This window comes from Prevotella amnii DSM 23384 = JCM 14753, from assembly GCF_000378745.1.
Classification (GTDB): Bacteria; Bacteroidota; Bacteroidia; order Bacteroidales; family Bacteroidaceae; genus Prevotella; species Prevotella amnii.
Window position 1 is genome coordinate 24423 of record NZ_KB905268.1, and the last position, 13042, is coordinate 37464.

Genomic DNA, 13042 nt, shown 5'->3' on the forward strand with positions numbered 1-13042 from the left:
CAGTTAAAAAGAACACTGAAGAAAGACTTTCTTATCTTAAAAAATAGTTAAAAATAAAGCTATTCTTTGGATATAAAAACGTCTTATTGTATTTTTGTTTCGCAAAGAAATGTTTTATATTTCGTATCAAAAAAAACAACTGGTCTTAGTCTCGTTGAACATAAACAATAATCTATTAAACAACCGACATATTTAAAATGAAGGATTTTACAACTAAACATTATGATGTAATTATCATTGGCGGTGGTATTACTGGTGCAGGAACAGCACGCGATTGTGCTATGCGAGGCATGAAAGTACTATTGGTAGAGAAAGATGACCTTACTAATGGGGCTACTGGACGTAATCACGGATTACTCCATAGTGGTGCACGTTATGCCGTAACAGATCAAAGCTCGGCTACAGAATGTATTAAAGAGAACATGATCCTTCGCAAAGTAGCACGCCATTGCGTAGAAGAAACCGATGGACTTTTCATCACTCTTCCCGAAGACGATTTGGCTTATCAGGCTACTTTTGTAGAAGCTTGTCAAAAAGCTGGCATTAACGCAGAGATCATAGATCCCGAAGAAGCACGCCACATAGAGCCTGCGGTTAACCCTGATCTAATAGGTGCGGTACGTATCCCTGATGCTTCTATCGACCCTTTCCGCTTAACTGCAGCTAACATTCTTGACGCACGAAATCATGGAGCTGATATTCTAACTTACCATGAAGTAACAAATCTTATTGTAAGACAAGACAAAGTGGTAGGTGTAACTCTTCGTAACAACTTAACAGGAGACGTTTATGATATACACTCCTCATTAACAATAAATGCAGCAGGAATATGGGGGCATCTTGTAGCTAAACGTGCAGGAATAACTGTTAATATGTTTCCTGCCAAAGGAACATTGCTTATATTTGGACATCGTGTTAACAATATGGTTATAAATCGTTGTCGTAAGCCTGCTAATGCCGACATATTAGTGCCAGATGATACCGTTTGTGTTATTGGTACTACGAGCGATCGTGTTCCTTTCGATACTATAGACAATCTAAAGGTTACAAACGCCGAGGTAGATTTATTAATAAGAGAAGGCGAAAAATTAGCTCCAAGCCTTGCTACTACACGTGTTTTACGTGCATATGCTGGTGTACGCCCATTAGTTGCAGCAGATAACGATCCATCAGGAAGGAATATTAGCCGAGGTATTGTATGCTTAGATCATGCCTCACGAGATGGAATGGAGGGATTTATCACCATCACTGGCGGCAAGATGATGACTTATCGCTTAATGGCAGAAGAAGCAACTAACCTTGCTTGTAAAAAACTTAACATTAATAAGCCTTGCCAAACTGCAACCATACCATTACCAGGATCAGAAGAAATCGTAAAAGATTCACATGGCAAACGATACAGCACGTCAATAAATGCTGCTGAAGGCAGACATGGACAGTTTGCGAAAGACCTAAAATTAGACACCGTTGAAGATTCTGCTCTTATATGTGAATGTGAAGAAGTCAGTATTGCAGAAGCAAAATTTGCAATAGAGAAATTACATGTACATAACCTATTAAATCTTCGTCGACGCACTCGTGTAGGTATGGGTACTTGCCAAGGAGAGCTTTGTACTTGTCGTGCGGCTAATTTTATTTGTGGAAATAATGTAAAAAAGTCAGAAGAAGATTTATTAGAATTTATTAATGAACGATGGAAAGGTATGCGCCCTGTAGCATGGGGACAATCGCTTAGCGAGGCGCAGCTATCAGCACATATCTATCAAGATTTATGTGGATTAGACAAACTTAAAGCATCTTTGGAGGAAAAATAATGAAATTTGATACTATTATTATAGGAGGTGGACTAAGTGGCTTAACTGCAGCTAATGTGTTAGCTACAAAAGGACAACGGGTAGCTATTATTACTAATGGGCAAAGCAGCTTACATTTCGCGTCTGGTTCGTTCGATTTGTTAGGATATGATGCTAATGGCAAAGAAATAGAAAAACCTTTAGAGGCTATTAAGTATCTAAATACGAAACATCCATATACTAAAATAGGGGCAGAAAAGATAGCTTTGTTAGCTAATGAAGCACAAGTATTATTAAATTCATGTGGTATCCAAACCATAGGAAGTGCTGAAAGAAACCACTATCGTATTACCCCAATGGGAACATTAAAGCCAACATGGATAAGTATTAAGGGAATGGCTACATGTAAAATGGGAGAAAAACTTGCACACAAAAAGGTTGCTTTAGTAAATATTGCTGGTTTTTTGGATCTTCCTACTAACTTTATTTTAGCCGGACTTTCCAACTATGGCTTAAATATAGAATTAAAAAGCATTCATTTAAAAGAGTTCGATTATATACGTCGCAACCCTACAGAAATGCGAGCTACAAATATAGCTAAGGTAATCCACGACAAAAATCTAATAGAACGTATAGCTATAGAAATAAATAAGTTATCAGGATATGATACTATTCTTTTCCCTGCAGTAGCAGGATTACGCAATTCTACCGAAGATGAAATGCTACGCAAACTGGTAACTACACCTTTATATTATATAATGCCTATGCCCCCTTCTGTGATGGGAGTACGCGTTGCTATGACAATGATGAATAGTTTTAAGGCACATGGTGGAGTTGAGCTTGTAAGCAACAGGATAAATGGTGGTAAAATAAATGATGGTGAGGTACAATACCTTACTGCCGACCATCTTCCTGAAGAGAAATTAAAAGCTGACAATTATATTCTTGCAACAGGATCATTTATGAGTCAAGGATTGGTAAGTGATTATGAACATATCTTTGAGCCTATTCTTAACCTCGACGTACATGCCTCTTCTAATCGTGAAGAATGGTCGGAAGAATCGGTTTTCGAGCCTCAAGCCTATATGAACTATGGAGTTGCAACCGACTCAAAGTTTCATCCTTTTAAAAAAGATATTACCATTACTAATATGTATGCCATAGGCTCTGTGCTCGAAGGGCATAACCATATCAAGCAAGCTGATGGTACTGGTGTTTCACTATTAACAGCTTTGCAAGTAACAAAGGATATATTAAAGTAATAAGCTAATGACTATGGAAGGTATTCAATTAAAAAACATAAGTAAAAACAACTTAGAACAATGCTTAAAATGTTCTATCTGTACAGCATATTGCCCTGTATCAGCTGTTGAACCTAAGTATCCTGGTCCTAAACATTCAGGTCCTGATGTAGAACGTTATCGCTTAAAGAACGAAAAATATTTTGAAGAGATACTCAAGCTGTGTCTTAACTGTAAAAGATGTGAAGTAGCTTGCCCACATAATGTACGAATTGCAGACATCATACAAAGTTCGCGTATTAAATATAGTAAAAAAACTCCTAAGTTGCGCGATGTAATGTTGGCAAATACTGACTTTGTCGGAACAATGTCGAACATGGTAGCACCACTTGTCAATTTTTCTTTATCCTTAAAACCAACAAAGATTATACTTCATAATGTCATGGGAATAGACAAACACAGACAATTCCCTGCATATACTACTCAAAAATTTGAAACATGGTATAAGAAGTATGCTGCATCTAAACAAAATGATTATGATAAGCATGTCAGCTATTTTCATGGTTGCTATGTAAATTATAACTTCCCACAACTTGGAAAGGATCTTGTAAAAATCATGAATGCTTGTGGCTATGGTGTCCACTTGTTGGAAAAAGAAAAATGTTGCGGAGTAGCTTTAATAGCTAATGGACTATCAAAGCAAGCGCGCAGACAGGGAGAAATAAATATGGAAAGCATACGAAAATCATACAAGAATGATAATCGTATAGTCCTTACAACAAGTTCTACTTGTACGTTTACCATGCGAGACGAATATAAACATCTTCTCAATATAGATAATGATGATATACGCGAAGGCATAACTTTAGCTACTCGTTTCTTATATCGCCTTATAGAAGAGGGGAAAATAAAACTCGCTTTCCGCAAAGATTTCAAGATGCATGCTGCATATCATTCGGCTTGCCACATGGAACGTATGGGCTGGGTTATTTATAGTACAGAGCTTTTACGTATGATACCTGGGTTAAAACTCACTATACTCAACTCTCAATGCTGTGGTATAGCAGGAACTTATGGCTTCAAAAAAGAAAACTATGCCAATTCTCAAGCAATAGGTAATGACCTTTTCAAGCAGATTAAGGACGTTAATCCCGACTATGTTACTACAGATTGTGAAACTTGCAAATGGCAAATAGAAATGTCTTCAGGCTATAAGGTGCTTAATCCTATATCTATTATTGCAGATGCTTTAGATGTAGAAAAAACTATAGAGCTAAATAAATAGAGAACGTTTTACTTGTTTTGTCTCTAATAATATTATCCACCGTGTATTAATAGTTTTATGCTATCATAATACACGGTTTTCTTTTATATCTATCCTTATATCGCACCATAAGAAAACGCATATACCTTATAACATAAAAACACTACAGCTAAATGTTATTCAAACCTCGCCGCCCAGTTTTTAAAACGTATTATACCTTCTTCACCAAACTTAGAAAGACTCTTTATAGCCTGCTCATACGTTTTAGTAACATTAGGTTTGCTTTTTGAGAAAAACTTATCAGCATAACAAATAATTTCTTCTTCAACCGTTTCTGGTAAAAAGTCTTGCTTGGGAAGAGGCAAATTACAATCTATTATCTGCTGCTTTGTTATACCTGCACCTGTATGTCGCTCACAAACTCGAGCATGTAACGGATAACCTTCTTTACGCAACAGGTCAGCTCCTAAACGCCCATGACAAATATAAGGCTCACTTCCAAAGCAAAATATGCCTGGAGCATCGCAAAGAAAAATCCCTATGTCATGTAACATTGCCGCCTCTTTTATAAAGGCTCTGTTTACCTTTAATTCTGAATGAGAGTCTACTATAGCAAGAGCTTTATCTGCAACATCCATACTATGTTCTAACAAAAGATGTCTCAACTTATCATTATCAGAATAATATTTATCTATTATAGCAATATAATCCATTAATAAAATGATTTTATAAAATAAAACAATCCATACGTAAGAAGTGTTCTATCGTATGGATTGCCATTTTTATTTATTATAAAAAGTTATCAATCTTCGTGCTCTCGCTCTATATAAGCAATAACATCTCCTTTATTTACCTTAGCTCCTTGCTTTGCATTAATCTCTACAAGTTTACCACCAAGAGCTGCTGGTACTGTAACTATCTCGCCCCAAGTAGCTACGATATAACAGAAGACATCTCCTTCCTTATATTCCTTACCTATAAATGGCTCTATAGCAGGTGCTGCCTCGCCATCTCCTTGGAACTCCCAGAACAATTGTCCCTTAACAGGAGCTACTAATGCATCGGCTTTAGCATGTTTGAAAGCAGTAGCCTCTTCTATGCTAACACTTGCGCCCAACTTTGCATCTTTAGCTTTTTGCAAGTCGGCAAGGAAATTTTTCTTTGCCTGACCACTCTTATAGTTACGATACTGCTCAGGGTGCATAGCAAGCTCAAATAGCTCTTCATCATCTTGTCCATAATCCCAACCATTCTCGTCCATCTCTTTTCGGAAATCGTCTAATGATAAAGGTATAAGGGTATGAGGGTCGGCTGTAGTAAATTCTAATCCTTTCTCTTTGGCTAAAGCTACTATCTCTGGAGCAATCTTGCCCGGTACCTTACCACTCTTACCTAATATCATTCCCCACATAGAATCGTCCATCATAACAAAGCGTCCTTTACCTTGCTCAAGCGTTAACAAATTCATTAAAGCTATATTCTTAGTATACTGTGAGAAAGGTGTTACCAATGGAGGATAACCTATACGAGGCCAAACATAAGCTACTTCATCAAAGAGCTTAATTAAAAGGTCGTCTGTAGAAAGCTCTGGCTCTCCTTTCTTTCTACGAAGATTATTTATAGTGGCATGAATACCACCTAAATCTGCCATCATAGAACCCATCATACCTCCGGGTAAGCCGCAGCCAAGAAGTAAAGAACTGGATATTTTGTTTTTAGGATTAATAAAATATCCCAACCATTCATCTATAAACTCTTGAGTCATAGCACGCGCCTTCATATAAGCGTCCATATTTATTTCTGGCACATCAAAGCCTGCATGCTTTAACATGCTTTGAACAGAAATAACATCAGGGTGTACCATACCCCATGACAAAGGCTCTATAGCAACATCAAGAATATCACAACCATTCTTTGCTACCTCAAGCATAGATGCCATAGAAAGACCCGGACCAGAGTGGCCATGATATTCTATAACAATGTTAGGGTGCTTATCCTTTATGTTCTTAGTTAGCTGTCCTAATAAAGCTGGCTGTCCAATACCTGCCATATCCTTCAAGCATATCTCTTCTGCACCTGCAGCTATCAACTCTTCTGCAAGATTAGTGTAATAATCTATTGTATGGATAGGAGAAGTAGTAATACAAAGAGCTGCCTGTGGTATCATACCTGCTTCCTTAGCCCACTTTATTGAAGGTGCTATATTACGGATATCATTCAAACCATCAAATATTCGAGGAATATCTACACCCTGTGCTTTCTTTACACGATACATCATAGCACGAACATCATCAGGAACAGTGTACATACGTAAAGCATTTAATCCACGATCAAGCATATGTGTCTGAATACCTGCTTCATGAAGTATCTTTGTATAAGCACGGACAGACTCGTTAGGATTCTCACCAGCCAGCAAATTAACTTGCTCAAAAGCTCCACCGTTTGTTTCCACACGTGCGAAACAACCCATTTCTATAAACACCGGAGCTATCTTTACTAACTGATCTTTGCGTGGCTGAAACTTTCCTGAGCTCTGCCACATATCTCTATAAATGAGACTAAATTTTATTTGTTTTGCCATATTTAATGCTATAATTTGCTAATGTATACCTCTTGCACATACGCAATAAGTAGTGCAAAAGTAGATAAAAAATACCAAAAACAAGTGCTAACGACCTACTTTTTGCAATAATTGACTATCTTTGCAAATAGATTTTAACACACTAATATGAAGAATATATACATACTAATTATCACCTTACTTTGTGTAGTATCTTGCTATAATAAAAAAGCTACATACGATTATGGAGCTATAAATAATAGCACGAAGCTAAAAGGCGACAAAACATTATATGGCTTAGCCTGTGATGGGTGTTCCGATTCTATCGTTGTATTCCTGCCTAACGATGGTGGTAACCCCATTCGATTAAACATTGTCAACGCACGCAAGAACAATAAGGTGTTTGGAACACTTAATATAGGCGACGAAATAGCAATATTACTTAACCCACACAACAAAAAAGAAGCCATACTTGTTATAGACTTAGAACAAATGAAAGGCACATGGACTTTCCAAGTAATACCCACTTTAAAGCCAAATCCCTTAAAAACAGAAAGCCAAATAATGGCAGAAATGAGCGACTCTCTAAAACAAGCACTCTTTATACCACGCGAATATGGATTTACTCTAAAAAGTTTTAACCAAGCTTCACCCGTGGGATATGTTAAGAAAAATAACACTTTAGAGGACGAAAGCCCGGTAGAATATCCTAAAGTAACTGTATACACTTCATGGCACATTTATAACGGAAAGTTATACCTATATAAAGATACTATTGATAACCATGGGAAACGTATACCTAACGACTCCGTTGGGCATGATGACGGTACAATGATATTTCTTTCAGCCGACTCGATGGCTGCTAAATTTGGGAAAAAAATAATGCAATATCATCGCAAAGCAAGTGCAATAGAAGCTAATAAAAGAGCACAAGAAGCTCAAAAAACTATACCAATAACTGCTAATAAAAAAATAACAACTAAATAACACAAACCATAACAATGAACAAACAAGACCTTACAACCTATTCCATCTCATGCTATGCTAACAATAGCCAGTGCAAACACATTAACGACTGCATACATCAGCATGTTGCAAAACTTCGTAACCAAGACGCTATAAACAACAAAATAGAGCTAACCGTGTCGCCATCATATCTTGCTCATGTACAAAAAGAGGGTGAATGCGAATATTATAACTCTAAGGAAGAACTACTTTTTGCAAAAGGTATGACACATATCTTTGACAAAGTGCCTATGGCTATATACCCTCAAATACGCAAAGCCGTCATATCTGTTTTTGAAAGTAAACGCGTCTTTTTCTACTATCGCAATGGCGAACGCCTTTTACACCCTACACAGCAAGCTGAAATTATTAATATCTTTAATAGTTATAAAATAACGCCACCTACCTTTGATGAGTATATTAAGTCTATCGACTGGGATAAAGCATAACTAAAAAACATTATCTAATCATAAATGTAACACACATACATAAGTAGTGTACATCACCTACACTACTTGTGTATATCACCTACACCGACAGTGTACATCATCTACACTAACATTATAAGAGCATTTTTGAATCTTAATTCCGAAAAGATATTACTTCGTTTTTAGCCCAATAAGTTTTATTATAAAATAACTATAAAATAAAACACAGTAAATTATCTTGCCTTTTAAAATTCTTTTGTAACTTCGCAAAATAACTATATACACTTTTTATATGTATGGAAAACGAGGGAAAACTAACTAACATACCACAATCATGGACTAAATTTATATTAAAAGATGCCAACTTTGTAGATCTTATGTTACGACGAATAACTAACGTTCTCATTGTGGCAAATCCCTATGATGCCTTTATGTTAGAGGACGATGGACGCATAGAGGAAAAAATATATAATGAATATATGGAGTTGGGGTTACGCTATCCCCCTATGTTTACCCAAGTTTCTACGACAGAAGAAGCCGAAGACATACTTGCTTCCACACAGATAGACCTTGTTATATGTATGCCTGGCAATGCTGACAACGATGCCTTTACTATAGCACATGGTATAAAAGAAAAGTTTCCACAAATGCCCTGTGTGGTTCTTACACCTTTCTCCCATGGTATAACACGCCGTATGAAAAACGAAGACCTAAGTATCTTCGACTATGTCTTCTGTTGGCTTGGAAACACTAATCTCATTCTCTCTATAATAAAGCTCATAGAAGATAAAATGAATATTGAGCACGACATAGCACAAGCAGGGGTACAAATGCTGCTACTCGTAGAGGATAGCATACGTTATTACAGCTCTATCCTGCCCAATCTATATAGCTATGTCTTAAAACAAAGCAAAAACTTTGCTACAGAAGCTCTTAACAGGCATGCAGCTACTATGCGTATGAGAGGACGCCCTAAAGTAGTTTTAGCACGTACATATAAAGAAGCCATAGAGATATATGAAAAATATAAAGAAAACTGCTTAGGAGTAATTAGCGATGTGCGTTTCCCTATGTCAACAATAGAAGAGTCGGAAATAGCCATGGCTGGATATACACTAAAAGAGAAAGATGAAGAAGCTGGATTTAAACTATTAGAAACTATCCGTGCTCAAGATGAATATCTACCTCTTATCATGGAAAGCACCGAAACAAGTAACCGTGAACGTGCAGAAAAAGAAGGATTTAATTTTGTAGACAAAAACTCTAAAATGCTTAGCGTAGACCTTCGCCACCTTATGGAAGAGCGTATGGGCTTTGGCGATTTTATCTTTCGAGACCCTAAGACACACAAAGAGATAATGCGCATTCATAACCTAAAAGAGCTACAAGACAATATCTTTACTATTCCTAACGACTCTATGCTTTATCATGTATCACGCAATCACATGAGCCGCTGGCTCTGTGCACGTGCTATATTTCCTGTAAGTAGCTTCTTAAAACACGTTACATGGCATGAGCTTAAAGATATTAATGCACATAGGCAGATTATCTTCGATGCTATAGTGCAATATAGACAAATGAAAAATATTGGCGTTGTTGCAGAATTCGACCGTGTACGTTTCGACCGTTATGCACATTTTGCACGCATTGGCGACGGCTCTTTAGGAGGCAAAGGGCGTGGGCTGGCTTTCTTGGATAATGTCATTAAGCGACAAACCGACTTTAACAAGTATGACAATGTTAAAGTACAGATACCCAAAACAGTAGTTCTTTGCACTGATGTGTTCGATCAGTTCATGGAAAATAATAACCTATACGAGCTTGCTTTAAGCAATGCTAACGATGAAGAGATACTTAAAGCTTTCCTTAAAGCGCAATTACCCGACAGCTATCATGACGACTTTCTAACCTTTATAGATGCCACTCGCTCGCCTATAGCTATCAGGTCGTCCTCTCTTTTAGAAGATAGCCATTACCAACCTTTTGCAGGTGTTTATTCCACTTATATGATACCTTACTTAGGTAACCACGAACAGATGTTACACATGATGGCTGCCGCTATAAAAAGTGTATATGCTTCGGTATTTTATAAAGAGTCAAAAGCATATATGACTGCAACAAGCAATGTTATAGATCAGGAAAAAATGGCTGTCATTCTTCAAGAAGTAGTAGGAAAAACTTATGGCGACCACTACTATCCTAACATCTCTGGGGTGCTGCGTAGCATTAATTATTACCCCGTTAATAACGAAAAAGCAGAAGAAGGTATAGCCTCGTTAGCTTTAGGGCTGGGTAAATATATTGTAGATGGAGGACAAACTCTGCGTGTATCACCCTATCACCCTAATCATATTATTCAGCTTTCACGCAACGACTTCGCTATGCGAGACACACAAAATTATTTCTATGCTATAGATATGACTCTCGCTGGCACTGACTTTAAGGTAGATGATGGCTTTAACATAAAAAAGTTTGATATACAAACAGCTATCGATGACAACTCTCTTAATTTCATAGCCTCTACTTATGACATAAACGATCGACGCATTCGCGACACACATATAGGTAAAGGTCCTAAAATTATTTCCTTTGCAGGCGTGTTACAATATGATGTTATACCATTACCCGAACTACTACGTATGTCGATGCGTTATGGTGAAGAAGCTATGCGTCGCCCCGTAGAAATAGAGTTTGCTTGTAATATTAACCCAGACCGCACAGCAGAATTCTATCTTTTACAAATACGACCAATAGTCGACTCTAAACAGATTTTAGATGAAGATATAGAACAAATACCTGATGAAAAATGTATCTTACGTAGCAACAACTCTTTAGGACATGGTATATCAAATGATGTTTACGATGTTGTTTATGTGAAATATGATGATAAATATGATGCTCGCTACAACTCACAAATAGCTTTAGAAATAGAAAAAATTAACGACCAATTCCTTGCCAATGGCAAAAGCTATGTGCTTGTAGGGCCGGGACGCTGGGGAAGTAGCGAGCCATGGCTTGGAATACCTGTAAAATGGGCACATATATCTGCCGCACGAGTAATAGTGGAAGTAGCTCTGAAAAACTATAATATAGACCCTAGTCAAGGTACACACTTCTTTCAAAACCTCACTTCTTTCGGAGTAGGATATTTCATGGTAGACACTAATAACCCTGAAGAAGGGAGCCTATTCAATAAAAATATGCTCGATGCTATGCCTGCTATATATGAAACAGAGCATATTCGTCATATACGCTTTACACACCCATTAACAATAATGATGGATGGAAAGAAGCAAATAGGAGCTATTTTAAACAAATAAAAGAACAGTTTTCTTGCACGGTATAATTACTACTAAAAAGCCTTTCTTTATCATTCTAATACGCTATAAAAAGAATCTTCTAAAGAAAGGCTACATCTTTATTAATAATTTTACTCTTTAAAAGATATGCTACATCTTATGATTCATAAACCTATATTCTGCTAATTTCTCATACTTTGTGCCTGGCTTACCATAATTAGCATATGGATATATACTTATACCGCCACGTGGAGTAAATATTCCTATTACCTCTATATACTTAGGACTCATCAGCTTTATAAGGTCTTTCATGATAATATTTACACAATCTTCATGAAAGTCGCCATGATTACGAAAACTAAACAAATAGAGCTTCAAGCTCTTACTTTCCACCATACGCACATCAGGAACATATGATATTCTTATTTCAGCAAAATCTGGTTGACCTGTAATAGGGCACAAGCTGGTAAACTCTGGACAATTAAACTGCACCCAATAATCATTACCTTGATGTTTATTCTCAAAAGACTCTAAAACCTCTGGAGCATAATCGCTCTTATATTCAGTTTTTTTACCTAATAACTGTAGTTTATCTTCTTCTCTATCCATCTTTTAAAATATATACCCAAGCATTTTTAATATGCTTGGGGGGAAAATTAGTTGTGTTTAATTAAGACTAAATACCTTCCAAATACTATAATTAATACCTGTATCGTAGACATCTTCACCTTCATGCGCCTTCAAAGCCTTAACTACTCTTATCGTTATAGGTAAGGCTAACACCTCATAAAATGTTTTAAGGAACACCTGCCAAAGCATCAGCTTGGGTAGTTCTTCCGTAGGAACAACTCCTGATAAAGCAAGAGGAAAAAATATTATAGAGTCTACACTCTCACCTGCTATAGTACTAAGAATAGCACGAGCAGAGAAACGCTTACCTCCATCACGCAACTTCATCTTACTCATAACGTAAGCATTTGCAAACGAGCCTAACACAAAAGCTATAAAAGAAGCTACTGCTACACGAGGGGCTAAGCCAAAGACAGCATGAAAACCTGCATCATTTTTCCAATAAGGAGCACCCGGAATCCAATCACATATAGCACCCATTGTTACAAAAAAGAAATTCATGGCAAAGCCTAACCATATTAACAGACGAGCTTTCTTATACCCCCATACCTCACATACACAGTCATTAATAATGTAAGACACAGGAAACACTATCAAACCACCTGTCAAACTAATACCTAACACTGAAATCTGCTTTGTTTCCAATAGGTTTGCCGCAATAAGGCAAACACAAAAAAGCACACTGAAAAGCAGGAACAGTACGCTTACCTGTTGTTTTGTTTTTTGCATATCTTGTTTTTTTAAAGAGGGTTTAGCAAGTACCCCTGTAATAATTAAAGTGGTGCAAAGTTACAAAAAATATTGTAACTTTTAGTAACATAT

The 13042-nt window shown here is 36.9% G+C and carries 10 protein-coding genes; 6 read left to right on the forward strand and 4 right to left on the reverse strand.

Annotated elements, in window-relative coordinates:
• The first annotated feature begins 197 nt into the window (after positions 1-197).
• The 3 genes from glpA to glpC are packed head-to-tail and all read left to right on the forward strand — an operon-like array spanning position 198 to position 4319.
• Positions 198-1814 (forward strand): anaerobic glycerol-3-phosphate dehydrogenase subunit A, encoded by a 1617-nt coding sequence (gene glpA, locus F596_RS0101965; protein WP_019035661.1) that lies wholly within the window; start codon positions 198-200, stop codon positions 1812-1814.
• Positions 1814-3055, forward strand: a complete 1242-nt coding sequence (glpB, locus tag F596_RS0101970) for an anaerobic glycerol-3-phosphate dehydrogenase subunit GlpB (protein WP_019035662.1) — start codon at positions 1814-1816, stop codon at positions 3053-3055. Before glpA ends, glpB begins: the two co-directional genes overlap by 1 nt.
• Positions 3056-3068: 13 nt before the next feature.
• Positions 3069-4319, forward strand: coding sequence for an anaerobic glycerol-3-phosphate dehydrogenase subunit GlpC (gene glpC / locus F596_RS0101975; RefSeq protein ID WP_008450147.1), 1251 nt, complete (start codon positions 3069-3071; stop codon positions 4317-4319).
• Between the two features lie 155 nt (positions 4320-4474).
• On the opposite strand, the gene F596_RS0101980 is transcribed toward glpC, so the two are convergent.
• Both F596_RS0101980 and F596_RS0101985 read right to left on the reverse strand, forming a co-directional pair.
• Entirely contained in the window at positions 4475-5011 is a 537-nt protein-coding gene (locus F596_RS0101980; protein WP_019035664.1) for an HDIG domain-containing metalloprotein, read from the reverse strand.
• Between the two features lie 89 nt (positions 5012-5100).
• Positions 5101-6879, reverse strand: a complete 1779-nt coding sequence (locus F596_RS0101985) for a biotin/lipoyl-binding protein (RefSeq protein WP_019035665.1) — start codon at positions 6877-6879, stop codon at positions 5101-5103.
• Between the two features lie 147 nt (positions 6880-7026).
• Between F596_RS0101985 and F596_RS0101990 the strand changes: the two genes are divergently transcribed.
• The 3 genes from F596_RS0101990 (at position 7027) to F596_RS0102000 (ending at position 11611) form a co-directional block, all read left to right on the forward strand.
• Positions 7027-7845, forward strand: coding sequence for a hypothetical protein (locus F596_RS0101990; RefSeq protein WP_008450131.1), 819 nt, complete (start codon positions 7027-7029; stop codon positions 7843-7845).
• Positions 7846-7859: 14 nt separating this feature from the next.
• Positions 7860-8312 carry a DUF6078 family protein gene (locus F596_RS0101995; RefSeq protein ID WP_019035666.1) on the forward strand — a complete coding sequence of 151 codons (453 nt, stop codon included), beginning with the start codon at positions 7860-7862 and terminating at the stop codon, positions 8310-8312.
• A 275-nt stretch (positions 8313-8587) separates the two neighbouring features.
• Positions 8588-11611 (forward strand): PEP/pyruvate-binding domain-containing protein, encoded by a 3024-nt coding sequence (locus F596_RS0102000; RefSeq protein WP_019035667.1) that lies wholly within the window; start codon positions 8588-8590, stop codon positions 11609-11611.
• A 129-nt stretch (positions 11612-11740) separates the two neighbouring features.
• Here F596_RS0102000 and queF read toward each other — a convergent pair whose 3' ends face one another.
• Positions 11741-12199: a preQ(1) synthase gene (gene queF, locus F596_RS0102005; RefSeq protein ID WP_019035668.1), complete on the reverse strand. Its 459-nt coding sequence runs from the start codon at positions 12197-12199 to the stop codon at positions 11741-11743.
• 57 nt (positions 12200-12256) lie between these two features.
• Entirely contained in the window at positions 12257-12949 is a 693-nt protein-coding gene (locus tag F596_RS0102010; RefSeq protein WP_008450087.1) for a queuosine precursor transporter, read from the reverse strand.
• Positions 12950-13042: the final 93 nt, after the last annotated feature.